The following is a 22,950-nucleotide window of genomic DNA, read 5'->3' on the forward strand; positions in this document are numbered from 1 at the left end:
TCTAGAAGTACCCCTCGCGCTTGCGGTCTTCCATCGCGGCCTCGGAGAGCTTGTCGTCGGCGCGGGTGGCCCCGCGCTCGGTCAGCCGGGAGGCGGCGATCTCGGTGATCACCTTCTCGATGGTGTCGGCCCCGGAGTCGACCGCGCCGGTGCAGGACATGTCGCCCACCGTCCGGTAGCGCACGAGCCGCTTCTCGACACTCTCGCCGTCCTTCGGGCCGCCCCACTCGCCGGCGGTCAGCCACATGCCGCCCCGCTGGAACACCTCGCGGTGGTGGGCGTAGTAGATCTCCGGCAGCTCGATGTTCTCGCGGGCGATGTACTGCCACACGTCCAGCTCGGTCCAGTTGGACAGCGGGAAGACCCGGACGTGCTCACCGGGCGCGTGCCGGCCGTTGTAGAGGTTCCACAGCTCGGGCCGCTGGCGGCGGGGGTTCCACTGGGAGAACTCGTCGCGCAGCGAGAACACCCGCTCCTTGGCGCGGGCCTTCTCCTCGTCCCGCCGGCCGCCGCCGAACACGGCGTCGAACTTCTCGGCGGCGATCTTCTCGGTGAGCGGCACCGTCTGCAGCGGATTGCGGGTGCGGTCGGGGCGCTCGCGCAGCACACCGCGGTCGATGTAGTCCTGCACCGAGGCGACGTGCAGCCGCAGCCCGTGCCGGGCGACCGCGCGGTCGCGGTAGTCGAGGACCTCGGGGAAGTTGTGCCCGGTGTCGACGTGCAGCAGCGAGAACGGCACCGGCGCCGGCGCGAATGCCTTCAGCGCCAGGTGCAGCATCAGGATGGAGTCCTTGCCGCCGGAGAACAGGATCACCGGGTTCTCGAACTCGCCCGCGACCTCGCGGAAGATGTGCACCGCCTCCGACTCGAGGGCGTCGAGGTGGGAGAGGGCGTACGGGCCGGCCGCACCGCCGGTGCCCTCGTCGCCGGTCGCGACCGTGGCCACGGTTGTCATGCCAGTCCCCTTTCGCTCAGCAGGGCGTGCACCGCTGCGGCGGATTCCTGGACGGTCCGGTGCTGCGCCTCGATGCGCAGATCGGGAGAGACGGGAGCCTCGTACGGGTCGTCCACGCCGGTCAGCCCGGTGAGTTCGCCCGCGGCCTGCTTGGCGTACAGCCCCTTCACGTCGCGTACGGAGCACACCTCGACCGGGGTCGCCACATGCACCTCGACGTACGGCGTGCCGTTCGCCCCGTGCCGCCCCCGGACCGCGTCCCGGCTGTCCGCGTACGGCGCGATGACCGGGACGAGCGCGGTGACGCCGTTGCGGGCGAGCAGTTCGGCGACGAATCCGATGCGCTGCACATTGGTGTGCCGGTCCTCGCGGCTGAAGCCGAGGCCCGCGGAGAGGAACTCGCGGATCTCGTCGCCGTCGAGCAGCTCGACCCGGCGGCCCTGCTCGCGCAGCCGGCCGGCCAGTTCGTGGGCGATGGTGGTCTTGCCGGCGCTCGGCAGACCCGTGAGCCAGACGGTGGCTCCGGTCGTCACGTCGGTCTCCTGGTTCGTAGAGGGCGTGGGGGGCGCCGAGGGCGCGGGGGGCCCGGTGAGGGGCCGGGTGGGCGTGGGGGGCTCGGTCATGTCAGCCGTGGAGTCCGCACTCGGTCTTGCCGCGGCCCGCCCAGCGGCCGGCGCGGGCGTCCTCGCCCTCCAGCACGCGGCGGGTGCAGGGGGCGCAGCCCACCGACGCGTACCCGTCCGTCAGCAGCGGGTTGGTGAGCACACCGTGTTCGGCGACGTAGGCGTCCACGTCGTCCTGGGTCCAGCGGGCGATGGGGGAGACCTTCACCTTCCGCCGCTTCTCGTCCCAGCCGACGACCGGTGTGTTCGCCCGGGTCGGGGACTCCTCGCGGCGCAGCCCGGTCGCCCAGGCCACGTACCCCCGCAGACCCTCCTCCAGCGGCCGCACCTTGCGCAGCTCGCAGCACAGGTCGGGGTCGCGCTCGTGCAGCCTCGGCCCGTACTCGGCGTCCTGCTCGGCGACGGTCTGCCGCGGGGTGAGCGTGATGACGTTGACGTCCATCACGGCCTCCACCGCGTCCCGGGTGCCGATGGTCTCCTCGAAGTGGTAGCCGGTGTCGAGGAACACCACGTCCACACCGGGCCGGGCGCGGGAGGCGAGGTGGGCGACCACCGCGTCCTCCATGGAGGAGGTCACGCAGAAGCGCCCGCCGAAGGTGTCGGCGGCCCACCGGAGGATCTCCGGTGCGGAGGCGTCCTCCAGGTCGCGGCCCGCCTGCTCGGCCAGCGCCCTCAACTCGTCGGTGGTGTGCTCTTCCTGAAGCGTGGTCATATCCGGTCCCCTCCCGTTTCGGGCCGCTCGAGTCCCTGGGCGAGCAGGCCGAGGAACTTCAGCCGGAAGGCCCGGTTGCACGCCCCGCACTCCCAGGCGCCGTGCCCTTCCTCGCTGGGACGCAGGTCCTCGTCACCGCAGTACGGGCAGTGGAACGGCGCGGCCCGCTCGCTCACGACAGGTCCTCCGCGTCCGCGCGGGCCGCCCAGGTGGCGAACCGCTCGCCGTCCTCGCGCTCCGCCTGGAAGCGCTTCAGGACCCGCTCGATGTAGTCCGGCAGTTCGTCCGAGGTGACCTTCAGCCCGCGCACCTTGCGGCCGAAGGCCGGCTCCAGGCCGAGCGCCCCGCCCAGGTGCACCTGGTAGCCGCTGACCTGCCGGCCCTCGGTGTCGGTGACCAGCTGCCCCTTGAGACCGATGTCCGCGGTCTGGATACGGGCGCAGGCGTTCGGGCAGCCGTTGATGTTGATGGTGAGCGGCTCGCCGAAGTCGGGCAGCCGGCGCTCCAGCTCGTCGATGAGCTCGCTGCCGCGCTCCTTGGTCTCCACGATGGCGAGCTTGCAGAACTCGATGCCCGTGCAGGCCATCGTGCCGCGCCGGAAGGGCGACGGCTTGACCCGCAGGTCCAGCGCCTCCAGGGCGTCGACGAGCGAGTCGACCCGGTCCTGCGGCACGTCCAGGACGATCATCTTCTGCTCGGCCGTGGTGGAGACCCGCCCCGAGCCGTGGTCCTCGGCCAGCGCGGCGACCTTGGTGAGCAGCGAGCCGTCCATCCGGCCCACCCGCGGCGCGAAGCCGACGTAGAACCGGCCGTCCTTCTGGCGGTGCACCCCGATGTGGTCGCGCCACTGCTGCGCGGGCATCTCGGGCGCCGGACCGTCGGCCAGCCTGCGGCCCAGGTAGTCGTCCTCCAGGACCTGGCGGAACTTCTCCGGCCCCCAGTCGGCGACCAGGAACTTCAGCCGCGCCCGGTTGCGCAGCCGCCGGTAGCCGTGGTCGCGGAAGATGGAGATGACGCCTTCCCACACCCCGGGCACGTCCGCCTCGGGCACCCAGGCACCCAGCCGCACCCCGAACTTGGGGTTGGTCGACAGACCGCCGCCGACCCACAGGTCGAAGCCGGGGCCGTGCTCGGGGTGGACGACGCCGACGAAGGACACGTCGTTGATCTCGTGGGCGACGTCCAGCAGCGGGGAGCCGGAGACGGCCGTCTTGAACTTGCGCGGGAGGTTGGAGAAGCGCGGGTCGCCGATGTAGCGGCGGGCGATCTCGTCCAGCGCCGCCGTGCCGTCGATGATCTCGTCCTCGGCGACCCCGGCGACGGGGGAGCCGAGCATGCCGCGCGGGGTGTCGCCGCAGGCCTCCGTGGTGGACAGGCCCACCGACTCGAGCCGTTCCCAGATCGCGGGCACGTCCTCGATGCGGATCCAGTGGTACTGGATGTTCTGCCGGTCGGTGATGTCGGCGGTGCCGCGGGCGTAGGTCTCGGCGATCTCGCCGATCGCGCGCAACTGCTCCGTGGTGAGCCGTCCGCCGGTGATGCGGACCCGCATCATGAAGTACTCGTCCTCGAGCTCCTCGGGCTCCAGCACACCGGTGCGGCCGCCGTCGATCCCGGGGCGGCGCTGCGTGTACAGGCCCCACCAACGCAGGCGGCCACGCAGGTCGGTGGGGTCGATCGAGTCGAATCCCCGCTTCGAGTAGATCGTCTCCACACGTGTCCGGACGTTGAGACCGTCGTCGTCCTTCTTGAACTGCTCGTTGCCGTTGAGCGGCGTGAAGTGCCCCGCGGCCCACTGGCCCTCTCCGCGGTGACGGCTCACCTTGCGGCGGGGGGTCGCGGCGGCAGGGTTCTGCGGGCTGGCGGCCATGGTTGATACGTCCTTCGGGACAGACGGGGATGTGGCTCTGACCTGCGCAATGACGGGCATGGGCATACATGCCCGTCATTGCGCGGGAGTTCGTGAAGTGCAGCGGAACGGGGCGGAACCGGGGAGGTGCCGGGCGGGGGCGGACCGGAGCGGAGAAGAACTGTCGGGTGCTGCTGAAGGTGCTCTCAGCGCGCCGGACAGATGGCGCTGGACATGCGGCCGAGGTCGACGTGCCGTCGACTCACCAAGGCGATTCCCGTTCCAGGCATGACGGAAGCGTGGCACGGGAATCTGGACACAGTCCAGCTTCATCCATTATGTGGACGCCTTCGTCTCGACATGAGAGACGGGGGTGGTCTTGGTCACAGGCGGTGAGGGCGGTCCCGTCCGCGCGGCTCAGGATCGGCTCAGGAGGGACGGATGCCATAGGGGGCTCGTGCGCGGCTCGTACGCGGGGCGTCCGCGAGCGTTCTGCGGGGCTGTGGCGCTCAGGCCGGATGGGCTCCCGGCCACGGGCCCGGGGTGGCGACCTCGGGCTCGTCCTCGACCGAGGTGTCGAACAGCCGGAAGCCCCGGCGGCTGTAGTTGTCCATGGCGTACTCGCCGTCCTTGCTGCACGTGTGCAGCCAGACCCGTACGGTCGGCTTCCGGCCCGGCCACCGCTCCGCCAGATCCCAGGCCCGCGCGACGCCGTACGACAGCAGGTGCCCGCCGATGCGCCGGCCCCGGAAGGCCGGGACCAGCCCGAAGTAGACGATCTCCACGACCCCGTCGTCCTGCGCCTGAAGCTCCACGTACCCCGCGGGCGTCCCCCGGTCGTACGCCACCCAGGTCTCCACGCCGGGCCGGTCCAGGTGCTCCAGCCACTGCGCGTACGTCCAGCCCAGCCGGTCGGTCCAGCGGATGTCACCACCGACCGACGCGTACAGGAAGCGGCTGAACTCCGGGGACGGCACCTCGGAGCGGACGACCCGCACGTCCCCCTCCGGCACGGCGGCCGGCAGGAGATCGGTGGGCGCGGTCTGCTCCAGGGACCAGGTGGTCACGGCGATGCTCGTCATGCCGGAAAGGGAACCATCCGGCGCGGACATCTGTCGAACGCCGGTGTGCGTATGACGAAGAGCGCGGGGCCCTAATCCAGCGAGCCGTCGACGGAGGTCAGGGGCAGGGCGAAGAGCATGCGGCCGGACTGGGACCACACCTCGCCGGTCTCCTGCCAGTACGACAGGGATGCCGACGGGCCGCTCCAGCAGCGGTGCGTCTCGTCCGCCCCGCACCGGGTGGGCCGGGCCCCCTCCGTGTCCTGCCGCCACAGCGTCCCGCGCTCGTCCGGCGTCCCGGTCATCCGGCCCAGGTACCAGCCCGACCCGTACGACAGCACACTGCGCACATGGGTCAGCTTCGTCTCGTACGCCGAGACGGGGTCCGCCTTCAGCAGCGGGTCCGTGGCCAGCAGCCCCGCGCGGACCTCGTCGTCGTCGAACGCGTACCGCCACAGGCGGGTCGGCCCGTCGTGGTCCTCGGTGACCGCCTCGTGCGCGACCAGGCTGTCCGGCGCCGTGCTGCGGTCCAGGGAGATGCCGCCCGGCTGCGGGGAGTCCGCGTCGGCCGTCCGGTACACGGCGACGGCGGGCAGGACGTACCGCGCCCCGGCCGCCGACCAGCCACCGGGCACCCGCCCGACCGTCGAGCCGTCCACGGTGGCCCGCTGGACACGGTCCACGTCGTACACGTACAGCGCGCTGCCGTCCCCCCGCCCGGCGGTGACCAGTAGCTTGTCCTGGTACCAGACCATGCCCGTCACGGCGGAGACCAGCCCGTGGTAGTCCTGTCCCCCGGCGACAGGGACGGCGAGCTGCGCCCAGGTGTAGCGGAGGTCGGCGGGGTCGTCGGCGTCGATGAACGCGACCCGGGCCAGCCCCTGTCCCGTGCCGGTGCCCGTCACGGCGGGGCCCTGCGCGGCGGTGCCGTCCGCCGTGGTGCCGCCCTGGCTCCAGGCGGAGAGCACCACCCGGCCGGGGCCCCAGTGGCCGTCGTCGTCCGCGTCCCCGGACGTGGTGACGGCGCCGGGACGCCAGCCCTCGACATCGGCGCCGTCCCAGCAGTACGCGCGCGTGGCGGCGGGTTCGACGGGCAGCGCGCGCTTGTCGTCGTCCGTACAGGAGCCCGCGTCGCGCAGGGAACCGTCGGTGTCGTCGAGCACGGCCCGGACGCCGACGGGCCGGCCCATCTCGGAGGAGAGCCGGTCGAGCCATTCCGGCGACACATGATCCTCGGACAGCCGCAGCGGCGCGGTCTCGGCGGACGCGGTGAGCGGCTTCAACGCCCCGGGGTCGTCGGCGTCGGTGGCCTGCGACGTGCTGATCAGGGTGGCCGCCGCGGTGAGCGCGAGCGCGGTCCCGGCCAGCGTCGCCCGCAGCGCCTTGCCCCGCCTGCGCCGGCGATGTCTGCCGCGATGCTTCATAACGTCCTCCCGAGGCGGGCCAACTGCGTCCGGCGATCCGACCGTCCGACCGTGGAGCAGGTGAGGGTGACCCGAGAAGCGATGCTACGGCAGACGACCCCTCAGAGGCACGAAGACCCGGTAAATCCGCAGAACGCTCGGCCTGACGGGCGTTGATGTGCGGTGCGTTGATGTGCGGTGCGGTGCGGTGCCCGGGCGTCAGGGCCGATGGCTCCGCCCTCCGCCGCTGCACCTCCGCCCCGGACAGCAGCCCGGCCCGGACGCCATGGTCCGGGTCGACGCCGCTGCGCAGCACCCGCTCCCAGGACTCCTCGATCACCGGCCGGGGCGCCAGGGGCGCGCGCTGCCCAAAGAGCGTCGCGGAGCGGACCTCACTCAGCATTCTGGCCGCGCGCATCGTGTCCACACCGGCCGGATGCGTCACGTCCATCGGAGAGAGCGGCACTGGTCCTCTCGGGGAAAGACTCGGAGGACAGCGCTCGGCCGGCCGGCCGAGCCCCGAGATCCGTTCTGGCTGTCGTCGGTCTCGTAGTGCCGTGTGCCCGCCGCGAGATCATTCAGTACGGAAACGGACAACGGCACACGGCAGCACGTTGCAACCCCCTGCAACCCTGGTGGATCGCCCCGCACTGCTTGAAAATTGAGCGACGCCGTCCCGAGCGGCGTCCACGGCTCCAAGGGGCCTGTGTGGCGGGGGTGGTGCCGTGTCGGCGCAGCACCACCCCCGCGTCACGCCCGGGTTGTCGTGCCGGAGCTGTCACAATCGGCTCGTCCAGGCCGGGGTGTCCCGCTCGATGCGCCGTCGGGTCGCCCGCTCGAGTCACCGTCGGGGCAGCCCCTGCCGTCTCACACCTCCGGCCGGGCCCGTTCCACCACCGCCGCGAGGTCGAGGGTGTGCGGCAGCGTCCCGAAGGCCGCGCCCCCGTCACCGCCCAGCCGCGCCGCGCAGAACGCGTCGGCGACCTGCGGCGGCGCGTACCGCACCAGCAGCGAGCCCTGGAGCACCAGGGCGAGCCGCTCCACGAGCCGCCGCGCACGCCCCTCGGCACCCTCCAGATCGGCCAGTTCGGTCAGCAGGTCCTTGATCGCGCGGTCCAGCCGGTGATCGGCCCCGCGCGCCTGCCCGACCTCGCCGAGGTACGCGTCCAGCACCTGCGGATCCCGGCTCAGCGCGCGCAGCACGTCCAGCGCCTGGACGTTGCCCGCGCCCTCCCACACCGAGTTCAGCGGGGACTCGCGCACCAGCCGGGGCATCCCCGACTCCTCCACGTACCCGTTGCCGCCCAGGCACTCCGCCGCCTCCACCGCGAGGGGCGCGCACCGCTTGGTCACCCAGTACTTGGCAGCCGGCACCGCGATCCGCAGCAGCGCCCGCTCCCGCTCGCTCCCGTCGTCGTAGGCCGCGGCGAGCCGCAGCGCCAGCGTGGTGGCCGCCTCCGACTCCAGGGCGAGATCGGCCAGGACGTTGCGCATCAGCGGTTTGTCGATCAGCTTGCCGCCGAACGCCTCCCGGTACGCGCAGTGGTGCACCGCCTGTGCCACGGCCTGCCGCATCAGTCCCGCCGAGCCCAGGACGCAGTCCAGCCGGGTCGCCGCCACCATCCCGATGATGGTGCGCACCCCGTGCCCCTCGTCCCCGACCCGCCGCGCCCACGTCCCCGCGAACTCGACCTCCGAGGACGCGTTGGACCGGTTGCCCAGCTTGTCCTTGAGCCGCTGGATCAGGAACACGTTGCGCGAGCCGTCCTCGAGCACGCGCGGCACCAGGAAACAGGTGAGCCCTCCGGGCGCCTGCGCCAGCACCAGGAACGCGTCCGACATCGGAGCCGAGCAGAACCACTTGTGCCCGGTCAGCTCGTACGTCCCGTCCTCGGCCAGTGGCCGCGCGGACGTCGTGTTCGCCCGTACGTCGCTGCCGCCCTGCTTCTCCGTCATGCCCATCCCGAAGAGCACGCCGGGTTTCTCGTGGGCGGGCCGCAGCGCCCGGTCGTACACCGTAGACGTCAGCCGCGGCTCCCACTCGGCGGCGAGCGCCGGGTCCGCGCGCAGGGCGGGCACGGCCGCGTGCGTCATCGACAGCGGGCAGCCGTTCCCCGCCTCGACCTGCGACCACACCACGAACCCCGCCGCCCGCCTTACATGCCCGCCCGGCCGAGCCCACGCGCCCGTCAGGCCCGCCGAGACGCCCTTGCCGAGCAGCCGGTGCCAGGCGGGATGGAAATCGACCTCGTCGATCCGGTGCCCGTACCGGTCGTGGGTGCGCAGCCGGGGCGGGTTCTCGTCGGCCTGCACCCCCCACTCCTGCACCTGGGCGGAGCCGGAGGCACGTCCGAGCGCCGACAGTTCGGACAGGCCCTCGTCCAGCAGCGACGGGTCCAGATGCCGTTCGACGGCCTCCGTCAGCGCCCGGTCGGCGGTGAACACGTCGTACTGCGCCAGCGGCGGCGCCTGGTTGGTCACGGTGTGCGTGGTACCTGCCATGAACACGAACCTACCCGCCGCCGCCCTCCGCATCACCCAGCGGGCACCCCGCGGCCACCGAGCGCCCGCTGCGCGACCCTTCGGGTGAGGCGGACCAGGCACGACGGATACCTTTGGTCCGTGCAGCCAGCAAGCGAATCCCCCGACGTGCCATCCGGTCGACTTCACCGGGCCCGAGCCCTGTACCGCAATGTCTCCAAACGCAGGACCGCCTGGCTGCTGCTCAAGGACACCGTCAACTCCTGCATGGAGTACCGGATCCTGGGCCTGGCCGCGGAGGCGGCCTTCTTCACCCTGCTGTCGGTGCCCCCGCTGCTGCTCAGCATGATCGGCCTGCTCGGCTACGTCGACACCTGGATCGGCGCCGAGACCACCCAGAGCCTGCGGACCAACATCATCGAGGCTTCCCGCGCGGTGCTGTCCGACCAGGGCGTGAGCCAGATCGCCGAGCCGATCCTGAACGATGTGATGAAGGGCGGCCGGCCCGACGTCATCTCCCTCGGCTTCTTCTTCGCCGTGTGGTCGGGCTCCCGCGCGGTGGACGTCTTCATCGACACCATCACCGTCATGTACGGCCTCGACGGTATGCGCGGCATCGTCAAGACCCGGCTGCTGGCCTTGCTGCTGTTCATCGTGGCCCTGCTGGTCGGCTCGGTCGCGCTGCCCCTCATGGTGGCCGGCCCCGACGCCGTGGTCAGTGTCGTCCCCTGGTCGACGACGCTCGTGCAGATCCTCTACTGGCCCGTGGTCATCCTGCTGTCGGTGGCCTTCCTGACCACGCTCTACCACGTCTCCGTGCCCGTACGGTCCCCGTGGGTCGAGGACGTGCCCGGCGCGCTGGTCGCCCTCGCCATGTGGGTGTTCGGCAGCTTCCTGCTGCGGATCTACCTGACCAGCGTCATCGAGGGCCCCACCATCTACGGTTCCCTCGCCGCCCCCGTCGCCGTACTGCTGTGGATCGGCGTGTCCGCCTTCGCCGTGCTCGTCGGAGCCGCGGTCAACGCCGCGATCGACCGGGTCTGGCCGGCCGCCGCGACCGCCGCCGCCCGCGAGGCGAACGAACGGGTCCGGCAGGCGCAGGTCGCCGAGTACGTCGCCCGCACCGCCGCGGTGGACGACGACGAGGCCGACCCCGACATGCCCGCCGAGTTCCCCGAGCGCTGGTCCCGCTTCCTCCCTCCGGAGGACGTCACGGCCCGCCTGCGCACCCACACGAAGAGCAGCCACCACCCTCACTCGCGGAACGGGAAAGGGACCGGGAACGGGGCCGGGAACAGGAACGGGAAAGGGACCGGGAACGGGGAGGGGGCAGCGGAACCGGGGCCCCCAGGGCCCCCGCTGCCCCCGCCGTTTCCGCCGCACCCACCGTCCCCTCCGCCCCCGCCGGACGAGGGCAAGTAAGAACGGGACAGGAGCGGGCGGAGGGGACCGGAGGGCATCGCCCGATCGACGCCCTCCGGTCCCCTCCGCCCGCGTCTACGCTGAAGCCCATGGACGCTCTCACCGGCCTGCTGGAAGGCCCCCGCGCCCGTGGCGCGTTCATGATCAGGGCCTGTTTCGACCCGCCCTGGTCGGTCCGGATCGAGGACCGCGCCCCGCTGACCGTGATGCTCCTCGTCCGCGGCGAGGCCTGGCTGCTGCCGGACAGCGGCGACCGGCGTCAGTTGCGCCCCGGCGACCTCGCCATCGCGCGCGGCCCCGACCCGTACACCTGCGCCGACGACCCCGACACCGCGCCGCAGGCGCTGATCCTGCCGGGCGGGGAGTGCCACTGCCCCGACGGGCGCCCCCTGAACGGTGTCATGGACCTCGGCGTCCGCACCTGGGGCGACAGCCCCGACGGCGCCACGGTCATGCTCATCGGCACCTATCAGATGCGGGGGCGAGATCGGCAGCCGCCTGCTCGACGCGCTGCCGCCCCTGCTCTTCCTCACCGAGGACGACTGGGACTGCCCGCTCACCCCGGTCCTCGCGGCGGAGATCGTGCGGGACGCACCCGGCCAGGAGGTCGTCCTCGACCGGCTGCTCGACCTGCTGGTCATCGCCGCGCTGCGGGCCTGGTTCGCCCGCCCCGAGGCGGCACCGCCCGCCTGGTACGGGGCGCTGGGAGACCCCGTCGTCGGTCCGGCGCTGCGCCTCCTCCAGGGCGACCCCGCCCACCCCTGGACGGTCGCCGCGCTCGCTGCGAAGGCCGGCGTTTCGCGCGCCGCGCTGGCCCGCCGCTTCACGGAACTGGTCGACGAACCCCCGATGACGTACCTCACCGGCTGGCGCATCGCCCTCGCCGCGGACCGCCTCCGCGACACGGACGACACCCTGGGCGCGATCGCCCGTCACGTCGGCTACGGCAGCGCCTTCGCCCTGTCGACGGCCTTCAAACGGGCGCACGGCGTCAGCCCCCAGGAGTGGCGGACCCGGGCCGCGTAGCCTGGACGACGTGTACAGCGAACGGGTGTCACGACTGCCGGACGCGGTCGTGTGGACCAACACCCCGACCGGCACCGGTGCCGGAGCGGGCCGGGTGCTTCCCGATGGCTGCATGGACCTGCTCTGGCACGACGGACGCCTGCTGGTCGCGGGCCCCGACACCCACGCCCACCTCACCGAGGGCGACGCGTCGAGCCCCTGGGCGGGCATCCGCTTCCACCCCGGGACCCTCCCTGTGTTGTTGGGAGTACCCGCGCACGAACTGCGCGACCAGCGGCCCGACTTGGCGGAACTGTGGCCGGCGGCGGAGGTGCGCCGCCTGACCGCCCGGGTGAACGCGGCGGCCGACCCGGCACGCGGCCTGGAGGACCTGGCCCTGAAACGGGCGGCCGAGGCCGCCACCCCACCCGACCCGGTGCTCCGACACGTCGTGGCAGCCCTGGACGCGGGCCGCCCGGTCGCCGAGACCGCCGACGGACTCGGCCTGAGCGCACGTCAGCTGCACCGCCGCTCACTCACCGCGTTCGGCTACGGCCCCAAGACCCTGGCCCGCATCCTCCGCCTCCGCCGGGCCCTCGCCCTGGCCCGCGGGGGCACCCCGTACGCGGAGACGGCCACTCGGACCGGCTATGCGGACCAGGCCCATCTGTCCCGAGAGGTAAGGGACTTGACGGGCCTGCCGCTGGGGGAGCTGCTGAACTCCCGCGGCTAGACCGTGTCCAGCGGCGCGAACAGATCGACCCCGTTGCCGTCCGGGTCGAGGACGGTGGCGTACCGCTGCCCCCACACCGCATCCCACGGCTTGAGTTCGCTTCGGCAGCCGCTCGCCATCAACTCCTCGTACAGGGTGTCCACTTCGGCGGGACTGTCGCACCGCAGGGCGAGCGAGGCCCGCCCTCCGCCCGACGGCGGCTCCCACTCGGCGTGGAACGACCGGACGACCTCCTCGGTGTCCAGCAACAGCCTCAGCCCGCCCGGCAGTTCCGCCTCGGCGTGCCCCTGCTCCTCGGCCCCCTCGGGAAACGCGAACCCGAGCCGCCGGTAGAAGGCGACCGAGGCGCCCATGTCGGAGACGATCAATCCGATCGCATCAAATCGTGCACTCATGGGGCCACCGTAGGCGCGCCACGTCTCCCCGGTCTTGAAGGAATCGGACAGCCCGGACGCCCCGCGATCCCGCGTGCCGTCCAGGATGTCACGATCGGTGGCAGGCCGCTGCGTACTTTCACCTCGAATTCCTCCAGGGACGACCCGACCCCAGTAGTCGACGAGCCCGTCCGGGAGTCCGACGACGAGGGGTGCGACCTCCGCACCCGCCTGCTCGGCGGCATCACCTGGGCTGCCCGGTGATCACTGCGTGCAGGAGGAGTACGTGTTCACGTCCTGAGGGTCGGGGCGGAAGCGGTTCTCCCAGTCGCCGGGATAGGCAGCGATCAGCGCGGGCAGCTGGGCCTTGACATCGCTGGCCCACTCCTCGGTGAGGTAGTCGCGCAGGGCGTCCCGCAGCTTGTGGCAGTCTCCCGGACGGTTCTCCTGCAGTGCGATGCCGTACCTGTTGATGTTCCCGAACGAGACGTCGGGAACGACCTTGACCGGCACCTTGCTGTTCTTCTGCTGTTCCACGAACCCGTAGAGCAGTGCCTCATCGGTGAACACCGCGTGGACATCGCCCTGCTGGACCTTGCGCACGCAGGTCGAGTAGTCGCTCTCCGTGTGCGGTGTGGTGCCATCGGGCAGCGCCGCGATGGCCGACGTCGAGCCCTCGACCGTGCAGATCACCTTGTTCGCCACGTCCTGCTCGGTCTTGATGTCCTGGTAGTCCTCGCGGACCAGGAAGCCCTGCTTGGTGACGAAGTAGGGCCCTACGAAGTCCACTTGTTCGTCCCGCTTCGGGGTGATCGAGTAGGTGCCGATGACCAGCGTCGACGACTTGTCGACGAGCTCCTGCTCCCGCTCGGCGGACACGACGTCGTGGAACCTCGGTGTGAAACCGATCTGCTTCCCGAGGTAGGCGGCCAGGTCGACCTCGAAGCCTCGGTCGGTGTGTCCACTGTGGAGGTTGAATCCCGGCTGGTCGTTCTTGCCGCCGATGTAGATGGTGCCGGTGAGGGAGGAGCCCTCGTCCGACCCGTCCGCCGTCCACCCGCAGGCCGTGACGGTGAACAGCAGGGCGACTGCCGTGACCCTCGCGCACCGGTGGCCGAAGGAGCGGAGGGAGTGCGGGCGATGCGGAGGGCGTGTCATGGCTGTCACTGGGGTGGCTTTCCTAAACATCCAGTTGCGCCGAGGTGACGGACAGGTCCAGTCGGCAGCCCTGCTCCGCATGGAGCAGGACGGACAGTTTGATATCCGTCATTCCTCGGCCCAGGGCGAAGGTGAACTGCGTGCCGGGGGCTCCGGTCCGGACCTGGTCCTTCCCGGTGCCCGCGGTGAAGGCCACGGTCAGCTCGCTGCCGGGCGTGCACACCGGAGCGGCAGGATCGTGGGCGGTCACGTCGAAGGTGATGGTGAGCCGGGGCTTCGGGGCGTCGGTGTGCACGGAGGCGATGACGGTGTCGCCGTGTACCAGGGGAGGCGCGGAGTCGAGCCTGACCCGATGCGTGACGTCCACGGGACGGTTCTCGAGCAGCGCCCACGTACCCCAGGCCGGCAGCCCCACGGCCAGTACGGCCAGCGGAATCACCGCGAGGACGAAGGGCGGCCACAACGGCGGTGTCCCGTCCGGCCCCGGACGTCCGATGAGTGGCAGCATGGCGGCGGCGAAAGCCAGCAGAGCCCCGGCCGCCACACCGACCACCGCAGGTTCTCCACCGAGCGCCAGCCAGATGGCACTCGCCCCCAGGACGGTCACGAGATCGGTCAGGAGCAGCAAGGTGAGCGCCCGGGCGCCCGCGGAAGCGTCGCGAACCCGCAGGGCCGCGCGCCTCAGCCACGCGAGACGTGGTGGATCGGCGTCGCTCCGGGGGCTCGTATCCGGCGACGCACTCGGCGGGGAGCCCGCCGTGTCGTTCGTCAGGCAAGCAATATAAGGGCATGCGGATCGACACAACAGGATTTGTCGGAAAGGTGGTTGAGTGTGGCGCGATGCGCCCCATGGCCGTTTTCCGGTGTGCTGCGGAGCGTGTGACGGCCTGCCATCCCGTCCGAGACCACTGCCTACGGGTCGCGGGGAGGTGCCGTGCTCGCGCGTTCGACCAGGCGGGTGGACAGTTCGGCGCGGGTGCTCTCCGGGCGGTGGCCGTCCATGATGCGGAGCAGGAGGAGCAGGGCCGTCGCCGCCATCTCGGACAGGGGCTGGCGGACCGTCGTCAGCGGTGGGGCGAGCCAGCGGGCCTCGGGGAGGTCGTCGAAGCCGATCACGCTCATGTCGTCCGGCACCCGCAGGCCCCGCTCGGTCAGGGCCTCGTACACCCCGAGCGCCATCCGGTCGGAGCAGGCGAAGACGGCCGTGGGAGGCTCGGGAAGATCGAGGAGTTCACGCATGCGGTGCCGGGCCACGGCCTCGTCGAAACCGGCGTGACGGACGTACTCGACACGCTGCCGGACACCCGCTGAGGCGAGGGCCGAGCGGTAGCCGGCGACCCGCGCACCGCTGGACAGGGTGTGCCGGTGGCCCGCGACGACGGCGATCCGCTTGTGGCCGAGGGACAGCAGGTGCTCGGTCGCCGTCACCCCGCCCTGCCAGTTCGCCGCGCCCACCGACACCACGCCCGGCGGGGGTTCGAGCACCGGGTCGATCATCACGAACGGAATGCGGTGCTGCTCCAGCCAGGCGTACTGGGGCGCGCCCAGTTCGGCCAGATTGAACAGGACCCCCGACGAACCACGGGTCACCAGCTTGTCCAGCCAGCCCCGCTCCGGACGCCCGGACCGGCCGCGGGTCAGCGCCGCCGACACCGCGATCTCCAGACCCGCGTCGTGCGCCGCCTCCTCCGCGCCGTGGAGGACCGCGCCGGACCCCGAACTCTCCAGCGAGTCCACCACGAGGTCCACCATGCGAGGTGCCCTCGCCCCGTCGAACCGGGGCCGCCGCACATAGCCGAGCCGGTCCAGGGCCTCCGTGACGCGGCGGCGGGTGTCCGAGGCCACGTCCTCGCGCCCGTTGACCACCTTGGACGCGGTCGGCACCGACACCCCCGCCTCGCGGGCCACGACCGCCAGCGTCGGCCCGGCCGCCACGCTCGCACGTGCCGCACTTCCCGTACGGACCATCGGGATCCCACCTCTCCGGCCCAGCCGAGGGCCACCGTATAGAAAGCGCTTCCTACTGTAGGTCCGGGGCACTCCGGCGGGAAGAACCCTCACACGCGCGGAGGAATACCGATGAGCGATGTGGTGCTCTTCGGGAAACCGGCGGACCGTGCCGGTGCGTGGACGTGGCTCGTGGCGAAGGGCTGGTGCGCAGATGACGGCAGACCGGGCGAACCCCGTGGTCAGAACACCGTACGGGGCCGTAAGCGGCCGGTGGGAGCGTGGGACCGCCGTGTTCCGGGGCATCCCGTACGCGGTGCCTCCCTTCGGCCCGCACCGGTTCCGGCCGCCGGTCCCGCCGGAGCCGTGGGACGGAGTGCGCGACGCCGGGGCCTTCGGGCCGACGGCCCCGAAACCGCCGTACTCCGACGCCTTCGCCCAGTACCTGTCCGACCCGTCCGTGGCCGGCGACGCCTGCCTCAACCTGAACGTGTGGACCCCCGACCCGGCCCCGCCGGCCCGGCTGCCGGTACTGGTGTGGCTGCACGGCGGGGCCCTGACCAGGGGTTCCTCGTCGGTACCGGTGTACGACGGACAGACCTTCGCCCGCGACGGCGTGGTGTTCGTGTCGCTCAACCACCGGCTCGGCGTCGAGGGCTACGGCCTGTTCCCGGACGCCCCCGCCAACCTGGGCCTGCGCGACCAGCTCGCCGCCCTGCGCTGGGTCCACGAGTCGATCGCGGCCTTCGGCGGCGACCCCGATCGCATCACCCTCGGCGGCCAGTCCGCCGGAGCGATCGGCACCGGCGCGCTCATAGCCGCCCCGCAGGCCCAGGGCCTGGTACGACGGGCGATCCTGCAGAGCGGAGCCCCCGAGGCGTCCGACCGCGACAAGGTACGGCGGGTGGTGCGCCGCATGGCCAACAGGCTGAAGGTCCCCGCCACCGCCGAAGCCTTCACCGCCGTCGACCGCGAACTGCTGCTGCGCACCCAGGCCGAGGTGGGACGCCTCAGCAGCCCGGTGCTCGGCGGACCCGCCTTCGGCATCGTCACCGACGGCGACCTCGTCCCGCGCGACCCCCTGGAAGCCCTCACCGGGGGCGGCGCCGCCCCCGGCGTCGACCTGCTCACCGGCTGGACCGGCGACGAGTACCGGCTGTGGCTGGTGCCGGGCGGCCTCGTGGACCGTGTGGACCGGCTCGGCCCCGTCGCCCTGGCCGGTGCGATGGCCCGCTGCCACTGCGGCAGCGAGGTCCCGCGCGGCTACCGCGCCCTGCGCCCGGACGCCGGCACCGCCGAGATCGTCGGCCAGCTCGTCACCGACCACCTCCTGCGCCTCCCGCTCCACCGGCTCGCCGATGGCCGCGAAGGCCCCTCCTACGTCTACGAGTTCACCTGGCCCTCCCGCCGCCCCGGCATGGGCGCCTGCCACGCCCTGGAACTCGGCTTCGTCTTCGACAGCGGCGACGAGCCCGACGCGCGCAAACTCGCGGGCGAGGGCGCACCCCAGGCCCTGTCCGACGCGATGCACGGCGCATGGGTGCGGTTCGTCTCCGACGGGGAGCCGGGATGGGAACGCTGGGACGCGAGCCACCCGGTCCGGATGTTCGACGACGCCCCTCCGGCCATCGTGTACGGCCCCCGGGACCGCGAACTGGCACTGTGGACCGCAACCACCGCTGACGCCACCGAAGGTGCCCCGCCCGCCACCCCCTCGGAACTCCGCTCGGTCATCAGCCGGTTGCGCCGCAACGGTGCGCTCCGACGCCGCTGAGGGACACAGGATTTCCACGCGTCGCGGTCATCCACCTCTGGTGGTATTGCCGTTCTCACTCCGGACTGCCCCGGCTCGTGGTTCTGCGAGGCTTGATCTCCCGTACGGGGTGGCGAAGAGGAGCAGGGAACCATGCGTGAAGTGAGCCGGACCGATGTGGTGCTCTCCGGATACGGTCCGGTCGGCCGGGCCTTCGTCGAGTACCTGGCGCGGCGGGGGGACGAGCTTGCCCGTCGGCACGGCGTACGGGTGAACGTGGTTGCCGTCCGGGCGAGTTCCGCGCAGTGCAGGCTCCGCGGGGGTGAGCCCGTGCCGCCGCGCTCGGCGTGGAGTCCGCCGGCTTCGCTGGAGGAGACACTCGACCGGACCGCTGCCCGCGTCTTCGTCCAGGCGATCCCGTCCTCGCCCGAACTCCGTTCGCACGCCGCGCAGGAGGCCTTCGTCGCCCTGCGCAGAGGGGTCCATGTGGTCACGGCCACCAAGAGTCACCTGCTCAGCCACTGGCGGGATCTCGACGAAGCGGCCCGCGCGGCCGGCAGCATGATCAGGATCTCCGGGGCGACGGGAGCCGCTCTGCCGGCGGGGGACCTGGCCAGGACCTCGTTGCGCGGGTTGGGCTGCACGACGATCCGGGCCTGCCCGAACGGCACCGCCACGTTCGTCCTCGACCGCCTCGCCGAGGGCGATTCGCTGGGGGAGGCGATCCGGGAGGCCCAGCGCCGTGGGACCGCGGAGGCGGATCCGTCGTCCGACCTGTCCGGCGCGGACGCCGCCACGAAGGTACGGCTGCTGGCGGCGCTGGCCTGGGGATGGGACCCGGCGTCCGTACGGGTGCGGGCGGAACCGGTGGACGAGGGGACTTCCCGGGCGGCGCTGGACGCCGTCTCCCGAGCGCGCCGCCTGCGGGCCGTGGCAAGCGCGTCCGTGGACGAGCCCCGCCTTGTCCGCGTCCGGCTGGAGGAGACGGAGCCAGGCGACCCCCTGCACACGCTCGTCGGACCGGAGAAGGCCGTGGTGTTCGGCTGCCCCGACGCCGGCGACGTGATCGTCAGCGGGGGGCGCTCGAGTCCGCTGGGCGCAGCGCTCGCCCTGGTGAAGGACACCATCGAGGTCACGGCTGCCCGCACCGGGTTCCTCTGAGCGCTCAGCCCTTGACGACCCTGCTCTCGACACCGGGAAGCCCCTTGTCCCACCAGTGCCCGTAGCGCCGGTAGACGGCGGGATCACGGTCGGCGAGCAGTGCGGACAGCTTCTCCGCCTCCTCGGTCAGACCGCGCCACTCGGCCTTGGTGAGCGTGCGGAAGGCGGTCAGTTCCAGCCCGCCGTCAGCCGCGCGCCACACTCCGGCGACCTGCCCGTCGACGAGCAGGCAGGGCAGCATGTCGCCGTTGCGCCGTACGACCGACGGCCGGTACTCCTGGGGCAGGAGCCGCCCGGGGACGGCGTGGGCCAGCATCGTGCCGTCCCACATCGGCAGCAGCCTCGGCGGCGCCGGAGTGTCCTCGGCGGGCACGGTGGCGTCCGCCAGGTCGAACAGCGGGGCGCGGCCCGGACCTGCCACCGGCACCACCTGGTCGCCGAGTTCCCGCAGCGCCTGGGTGATCACCGGGCGTCCCAGCAGGGTGAACCGGGCGAAGTCCTGGGCCGACGCGGGTCCGAACGCCCGTAGATGGGCGAGCAGCAGCCGCCGCACCCCGGCTGCCGCGTCCTGAGGCGAGGACCCGGGGGCCATGGGGGCCGCGAGGTAGGCGTTCCGCTGGGTGAACGACCACGGGCCGCCGGTCGGTGCGTGATGGATCGGCGCGTAGGTCCGCAGCGCCCACCACACACGGTGCGCGTGCTCACCGAACCGCCCTGTGACCTCCTCCTCCACCTCGGCGCCGGTGCGGGGCCGCGACAGGAACCCGGCGAGCTCCGGCAGCAGCGCGTCGGCGTCGGTGGGGGTCAGTCCTGTCGAGGCGAAGCGGCGGTCGTGCAGCCGCGAGGCCCGCAGGGTGCTCAGCATGGCGGCGTGGTAGGGCGCGTGGTCCTCGGCGTGGACGGCGTGCAGCGTGATCCGCATGAGGGACGCCTTGACTATTCGGCGGTCCGCGAACGCCGCGTCGAGATCCTCGGGTGCGAAGTCCCGCACGCGGTTCCACAGCGCCAGGTACGGCGACGCCGGCGTCTGCGCCTGCAGAGCGCCGACCCGGCGGACCGCCTCCGCCACATCGAGGCGCCTGCGTTCGAGCAGGAGCTGACGGTCCAGGGTGGCCAGGGCGAGCTGTCGCACGGTGAGAGTCACGCCCGGATTATGCCGCCCCTGGTTGCTCGGGAGGTGTCCGTCATACGCCGGAACGCCGAGCGGCCCGAACTCCACGGTCACCTTTTCGCATCACCAAGAGCGCCGACGTCCCAGAGGGGACACGCCCGAGTGTGACGATGGCCCAGGAAGGAGTCCTACCGGACACGTCACGTACATGCTGCGCGAGCGCTCCTACGACACCTTCACCGAACGTGAAGGGTCCCGCGCCACCGGTGTCTTCGGGATCGTCGACCGGCAGGACCTGACCACCGAGGCACACACGGGCGGGAGGGGGCCGGGCCCCCTCCCGCCCGTGATCGGAGCGCTTCCACTCGGCACGCGGCGCCCGGCGGACCGGGCGGATTCAGCAGCCGAGGTTGCCGCCGGGTTCGACGCCGAGGAGCTGGGTGAAGTGCTGGTAGGTGTCGATCCGGCTCTGCACCTGCGCCGGGTTGCCGCCGTTGCACTCCAGGCTGCCGTTGATGGAACGGATGGTCTCACCGAACCCGGCGCCGTCGGCCATGGCGTCGTGCGGTGTCATCGTGCCGGGCCCGCTCTGTGTGTTCCAGTACCACAGGCCCGTCTTCCAGGCGACGGCCGCGTCGTTCTGTACGAGGTCGGGGTTGTTGAGCAGATCGATGCCCAGGTCGTCGCCGGCGGCCTTGTAGTTGAAGTTCCAGCTGAGCTGGACCGGGCCGCGTCCGTAGTACTTGTCGTTGCCGGCCGGGCAGCCGTACGGCTGGGTGGTGTCGCAGTAGTGCGGGTAGTTGGCGGTGTTCTGCTCGACGACGTGGACGAGCCCGCCGGTCTCGTGGCTGACGTTGGCGAGGAAGGCGGCGGCCTCCTGCTTCTTCACGGTGTCGCTGCCGGTGTTGGTGAAACCGGGGTAGGCGCTGAGCGCGGCGGTGAGACCGCCATAGGTGTAGAACGAATTCCTGTTCGGGAACATGTCGTTGAACTGCGCCTGGCTCACCACGAATTCGGCAGCGGTGGTCTTCGCGTCGGTCTTGTCCGCGAGGGCTGTCGGGGCGAGCGTGAGGGTGGAGAGGACGGCGGCCGCGCCGGCGGCCATCAGTACGAGTTTGCGGGGGCGCACGGTGTCGGTTCTCCTGCTGGGGTGTGGGGGTGTGGGGGGAAGACACGCGGGAGGGCGGGAGGGGGCCCGCCGTGGGTGGGTACCTCATCCGCGTGGTGTGTCGCGGTCCCGGGAACGGGCAGGCCGCTCCCGGGACTCGCTCCGGTCGGACGGTCAGCCGGCGACGTTGACGTCGATGCAGGCGTAGAACGCGTTGGCGGTGTCGGCCACGTTCCAGACGGCGAGCACCTTCTGCTGCCCGGTGAGGCCGCCGAAGTCGACCTGGTGGTTCACCACTGCGCCGGGCTGGGCACCGCCGTCGTCGAACCGCGCGATCTGCTGACTGCCGGCGTAGTACTCCCAGGTGGTCGTCGCGTGCCGCCCAGCTCCTCCACCTTTCTTGTCGGGCAGGGTGCCCGGTCTTTCAGGGCCGGGGTGAATGCCCGTTCCCGCGGAGCGGGGCGGGAGGAGCCGTATCGCCTGCGGGGCGATGTGGCGTCCCGGAAGGGGACGGTGGCGGGCTTGGTCATGGGCAGGGGTGTGATGGTGCGTGGCGGGGAGTGGTGGCGGGGGTCGGTCGCTCGTTCGGGTGAGCCTGGTGGGATGCGAAGAGGTGAGCGAGTGGCGGGGCTAGGTTGGGCGGCATGTCACGTTTCCGGATGTACCCGACGGGTGAGCAGGCGGGCGTCATGCTCGGGCACTGCGCGCACGCCCGGTACGTGTGGAACCTGGCCGTCGAGCAGCACGCGCACTGGAGACCGGGCCGCAGGTCCGCTCCCGGGTTCGCCGAGCAGTGCCGCCAGCTCACCGAGGCCCGGCGGGACAACGATTGGCTGCGTGCCGGGAACGCGGACGTGCAGCAGCAGGCCCTGAAGGACTTCGCCAAGGCCAAGAACGCCCGGTTCACCTCCGGGTTCGGCGAGCCGGCCTGGCGCAGGAAACACATACATGAGGGCTTCCGCGTCATCGGCACCGACCGCGTGCCGGAGTCCCATCCGGACGGTTCGCCGAAGCTGAACGCCAGGGGCAGGCAGGTGATGGGCCGCTCGGTGGTGGTGCGGAGGCTGAACCGGAGGTGGGCGCGGGTGAAGGTGCCCGGCTGCGGCTGGGTCCGCTTCCGTCTCACCCGCACCGGGCTGCCGGTGGCGAAGACCTTCCGGGTCACCTTCCGCAACCAGCAGTGGCACATCGCCTTCGCGGTCATCCCCGAACCGGTCGGCGCACCGGACACGGACACGATCGTCGGTATCGACCGGGGCGTGACGATCACCGCCGCCCTGTCCGACGGGCAAAAGCTGAACTGCCCGCGGCTCACCACCCGGGAGCGGGCCCGGGTCCGCAAGCACCAGCGCCGCGCGGCCCGCGCCCCTAGGGGCAGCGAGGCCAAGGCCGCCGAGCACGCGAAGGTGGCCAGGCTCAAGGCCCGCGAGGCGGACCGGCGCAAGGACTGGTGCGAGAAGACCTCCACCATGCTCGCCCGCACCTACCGCCTGATCCGGTTCGAGAAGCTGAACATCACGACCATGACCCGCTCGGCGAAGGGAACCCTCGCACAGCCCGGCAGGCGGGTGCGGCAGAAGGCCGGGCTGAACCGGGCGATCCTCGCCCAGGGCTGGGGCCTGCTGCGCCGACGGACCGGGGAGAAGGCGCCGGGCCGGGTGGAGGACGTGCCCGCCCCGTACACCTCGTTGCGGTGCAGTGCCTGCGGCTGGATCGAGAAGAACTCGCGCAAGAGCCAAGCCGAGTTCGTCTGCGTGTCCTGCGGGTTCAGCTGCAACGCGGATGAGAACGCAGCGGTCAACGTCGCGGCAGGACAGGGCGGGATCCCCCGCCCCCGGCGTGCAGCCGGTGCCGGAGGGGTGACAGCGGCCACCGGCCGCTCGAGCGCCCGTGAACCTCGACCCACCCAGGTTGGAATCCCCCTCTTTTAAGACTCCGTTGGGAAATCCGCGAACTGGCTGTTGTGAGGGTGATTCAGGCTGTGAGTTCGAGGCGGGCAAGGTGTGAGGCTCTGGTGCCGCCGGGTGGGGTTTCGGTCAGCCAGGCGTCGAGTCGGATGATGTTGATCGCGGTAGCGGCGAGGATGTTGCCGAG

Annotated in this window: 20 protein-coding genes and 2 pseudogenes; 6 read left to right on the top strand and 16 right to left on the bottom strand. The window is 71.8% G+C overall.

Translation table 11 applies throughout. The annotated features are described in order from the left end of the window. Position 1: 1 nt before the first annotated feature. From cysD to ACFYQA_RS25385, 9 genes are all read right to left on the bottom strand, one after another. On the bottom strand, positions 2-946 hold the full coding sequence (gene cysD / locus ACFYQA_RS25345) for a sulfate adenylyltransferase subunit CysD (RefSeq protein ID WP_388922118.1): 945 nt from the start codon (positions 944-946) through the stop codon (positions 2-4). Between the two features lie 5 nt (positions 947-951). Continuing rightward, the gene (gene cysC / locus ACFYQA_RS25350) at positions 952-1,578 is read right to left on the bottom strand and encodes an adenylyl-sulfate kinase (RefSeq protein WP_388922064.1); all 627 of its coding nucleotides are present in this window, start codon (positions 1,576-1,578) and stop codon (positions 952-954) included. Position 1,579: 1 nt separating this feature from the next. After that, a complete protein-coding gene (locus ACFYQA_RS25355) occupies positions 1,580-2,290 on the bottom strand; it encodes a phosphoadenylyl-sulfate reductase (RefSeq protein WP_388922067.1) in 711 nt (236 codons plus the stop codon). Continuing rightward, positions 2,287-2,466 carry a hypothetical protein gene (locus ACFYQA_RS25360; protein WP_388922070.1) on the bottom strand — a complete coding sequence of 60 codons (180 nt, stop codon included), beginning with the start codon at positions 2,464-2,466 and terminating at the stop codon, positions 2,287-2,289. The genes ACFYQA_RS25355 and ACFYQA_RS25360 overlap by 4 nt, the downstream gene beginning before the upstream one ends. Next, on the bottom strand, positions 2,463-4,160 hold the full coding sequence (locus ACFYQA_RS25365) for a nitrite/sulfite reductase (RefSeq protein ID WP_388922073.1): 1,698 nt from the start codon (positions 4,158-4,160) through the stop codon (positions 2,463-2,465). Before ACFYQA_RS25365 ends, ACFYQA_RS25360 begins: the two co-directional genes overlap by 4 nt. A 185-nt stretch (positions 4,161-4,345) precedes the next feature. After that, positions 4,346-4,429, bottom strand: a complete 84-nt coding sequence (locus tag ACFYQA_RS25370; RefSeq protein WP_310887545.1) for a putative leader peptide — start codon at positions 4,427-4,429, stop codon at positions 4,346-4,348. Between the two features lie 219 nt (positions 4,430-4,648). After that, positions 4,649-5,221, bottom strand: coding sequence for a GNAT family N-acetyltransferase (locus ACFYQA_RS25375; RefSeq protein ID WP_388922076.1), 573 nt, complete (start codon positions 5,219-5,221; stop codon positions 4,649-4,651). A 71-nt stretch (positions 5,222-5,292) separates the two neighbouring features. Continuing rightward, positions 5,293-6,624 carry a hypothetical protein gene (locus ACFYQA_RS25380; protein WP_388922079.1) on the bottom strand — a complete coding sequence of 444 codons (1,332 nt, stop codon included), beginning with the start codon at positions 6,622-6,624 and terminating at the stop codon, positions 5,293-5,295. A gap of 846 nt (positions 6,625-7,470) precedes the next feature. Next, on the bottom strand, positions 7,471-9,105 hold the full coding sequence (locus ACFYQA_RS25385; RefSeq protein ID WP_388922082.1) for an acyl-CoA dehydrogenase family protein: 1,635 nt from the start codon (positions 9,103-9,105) through the stop codon (positions 7,471-7,473). A gap of 120 nt (positions 9,106-9,225) precedes the next feature. Between ACFYQA_RS25385 and ACFYQA_RS25390 the strand changes: the two genes are divergently transcribed. The 3 genes and pseudogenes from ACFYQA_RS25390 (at position 9,226) to ACFYQA_RS25400 (ending at position 12,244) form a co-directional block, all read left to right on the top strand. Continuing rightward, positions 9,226-10,506, top strand: coding sequence for a YihY/virulence factor BrkB family protein (locus ACFYQA_RS25390; RefSeq protein WP_388922084.1), 1,281 nt, complete (start codon positions 9,226-9,228; stop codon positions 10,504-10,506). Positions 10,507-10,595: 89 nt separating this feature from the next. After that, a pseudogene (locus tag ACFYQA_RS25395) lies at positions 10,596-11,532 on the top strand (AraC family transcriptional regulator). A gap of 10 nt (positions 11,533-11,542) precedes the next feature. Next, positions 11,543-12,244, top strand: coding sequence for a helix-turn-helix domain-containing protein (locus ACFYQA_RS25400; RefSeq protein WP_388922087.1), 702 nt, complete (start codon positions 11,543-11,545; stop codon positions 12,242-12,244). Here ACFYQA_RS25400 and ACFYQA_RS25405 read toward each other — a convergent pair. From ACFYQA_RS25405 to ACFYQA_RS25420, 4 genes are all read right to left on the bottom strand, one after another. Then, a complete protein-coding gene (locus ACFYQA_RS25405; RefSeq protein WP_388922090.1) occupies positions 12,241-12,639 on the bottom strand; it encodes a VOC family protein in 399 nt (132 codons plus the stop codon). The genes ACFYQA_RS25400 and ACFYQA_RS25405 overlap by 4 nt on opposite strands. A gap of 243 nt (positions 12,640-12,882) precedes the next feature. Continuing rightward, positions 12,883-13,776, bottom strand: coding sequence for a transporter substrate-binding domain-containing protein (locus ACFYQA_RS25410; RefSeq protein ID WP_388922092.1), 894 nt, complete (start codon positions 13,774-13,776; stop codon positions 12,883-12,885). Positions 13,777-13,798: 22 nt separating this feature from the next. Further along, entirely contained in the window at positions 13,799-14,404 is a 606-nt protein-coding gene (locus tag ACFYQA_RS25415) for a hypothetical protein (protein WP_388922095.1), read from the bottom strand. A gap of 284 nt (positions 14,405-14,688) precedes the next feature. After that, positions 14,689-15,744, bottom strand: coding sequence for a LacI family DNA-binding transcriptional regulator (locus ACFYQA_RS25420; protein ID WP_388922098.1), 1,056 nt, complete (start codon positions 15,742-15,744; stop codon positions 14,689-14,691). A gap of 193 nt (positions 15,745-15,937) precedes the next feature. On the opposite strand from ACFYQA_RS25420, the gene ACFYQA_RS25425 reads away from it, so the two are divergent. Both ACFYQA_RS25425 and ACFYQA_RS25430 read left to right on the top strand, forming a co-directional pair. Continuing rightward, positions 15,938-17,497: a carboxylesterase/lipase family protein gene (locus tag ACFYQA_RS25425; protein ID WP_388922101.1), complete on the top strand. Its 1,560-nt coding sequence runs from the start codon at positions 15,938-15,940 to the stop codon at positions 17,495-17,497. A 132-nt stretch (positions 17,498-17,629) separates the two neighbouring features. Next, complete coding sequence (locus tag ACFYQA_RS25430) at positions 17,630-18,637, top strand: homoserine dehydrogenase (protein WP_388922104.1); 1,008 nt, start codon at positions 17,630-17,632, stop codon at positions 18,635-18,637. 4 nt (positions 18,638-18,641) lie between these two features. On the opposite strand, the gene ACFYQA_RS25435 is transcribed toward ACFYQA_RS25430, so the two are convergent. The 3 genes and pseudogenes from ACFYQA_RS25435 to ACFYQA_RS25445 form a co-directional block, all read right to left on the bottom strand. Further along, on the bottom strand, positions 18,642-19,781 hold the full coding sequence (locus ACFYQA_RS25435; RefSeq protein WP_388922106.1) for a winged helix DNA-binding domain-containing protein: 1,140 nt from the start codon (positions 19,779-19,781) through the stop codon (positions 18,642-18,644). A gap of 364 nt (positions 19,782-20,145) precedes the next feature. Beyond that, positions 20,146-20,877 carry a chitinase gene (locus tag ACFYQA_RS25440; protein WP_388922109.1) on the bottom strand — a complete coding sequence of 244 codons (732 nt, stop codon included), beginning with the start codon at positions 20,875-20,877 and terminating at the stop codon, positions 20,146-20,148. 153 nt (positions 20,878-21,030) lie between these two features. Next, positions 21,031-21,237: pseudogene (locus tag ACFYQA_RS25445) on the bottom strand (lytic polysaccharide monooxygenase); the annotation flags it as partial. 263 nt (positions 21,238-21,500) lie between these two features. Here ACFYQA_RS25445 and ACFYQA_RS25450 point away from each other — a divergent pair. Then, complete coding sequence (locus ACFYQA_RS25450; protein ID WP_388922112.1) at positions 21,501-22,787, top strand: RNA-guided endonuclease InsQ/TnpB family protein; 1,287 nt, start codon at positions 21,501-21,503, stop codon at positions 22,785-22,787. Positions 22,788-22,950: the final 163 nt, after the last annotated feature.

It is taken from the genome of Streptomyces sp. NPDC005774 (assembly GCF_042871645.1).
Classification (GTDB): Bacteria; Actinomycetota; Actinomycetes; order Streptomycetales; family Streptomycetaceae; genus Streptomyces; species Streptomyces pratens.

What these genes read in the sequence shown, in the direction of transcription:
- cysC (WP_388922064.1), bottom strand. Translation starts at nt 1,578, where the DNA reads ATGACCGAGCCCCCCACGCCCACCCGGCCCCTCACCGGGCCCCCCGCG.
- ACFYQA_RS25355 (WP_388922067.1), bottom strand. Translation starts at nt 2,290, where the DNA reads ATGACCACGCTTCAGGAAGAGCACACCACCGACGAGTTGAGGGCGCTG.
- ACFYQA_RS25365 (WP_388922073.1), bottom strand. Translation starts at nt 4,160, where the DNA reads ATGGCCGCCAGCCCGCAGAACCCTGCCGCCGCGACCCCCCGCCGCAAG.
- ACFYQA_RS25370 (WP_310887545.1), bottom strand. Translation starts at nt 4,429, where the DNA reads ATGCCTGGAACGGGAATCGCCTTGGTGAGTCGACGGCACGTCGACCTC.
- ACFYQA_RS25375 (WP_388922076.1), bottom strand. Translation starts at nt 5,221, where the DNA reads ATGACGAGCATCGCCGTGACCACCTGGTCCCTGGAGCAGACCGCGCCC.
- ACFYQA_RS25380 (WP_388922079.1), bottom strand. Translation starts at nt 6,624, where the DNA reads ATGAAGCATCGCGGCAGACATCGCCGGCGCAGGCGGGGCAAGGCGCTG.
- ACFYQA_RS25385 (WP_388922082.1), bottom strand. Translation starts at nt 9,105, where the DNA reads ATGGCAGGTACCACGCACACCGTGACCAACCAGGCGCCGCCGCTGGCG.
- ACFYQA_RS25405 (WP_388922090.1), bottom strand. Translation starts at nt 12,639, where the DNA reads ATGAGTGCACGATTTGATGCGATCGGATTGATCGTCTCCGACATGGGC.
- ACFYQA_RS25410 (WP_388922092.1), bottom strand. Translation starts at nt 13,776, where the DNA reads ATGACACGCCCTCCGCATCGCCCGCACTCCCTCCGCTCCTTCGGCCAC.
- ACFYQA_RS25420 (WP_388922098.1), bottom strand. Translation starts at nt 15,744, where the DNA reads ATGGTCCGTACGGGAAGTGCGGCACGTGCGAGCGTGGCGGCCGGGCCG.
- ACFYQA_RS25425 (WP_388922101.1), top strand. Translation starts at nt 15,938, where the DNA reads ATGACGGCAGACCGGGCGAACCCCGTGGTCAGAACACCGTACGGGGCC.
- ACFYQA_RS25430 (WP_388922104.1), top strand. Translation starts at nt 17,630, where the DNA reads ATGCGTGAAGTGAGCCGGACCGATGTGGTGCTCTCCGGATACGGTCCG.
- ACFYQA_RS25450 (WP_388922112.1), top strand. Translation starts at nt 21,501, where the DNA reads ATGTCACGTTTCCGGATGTACCCGACGGGTGAGCAGGCGGGCGTCATG.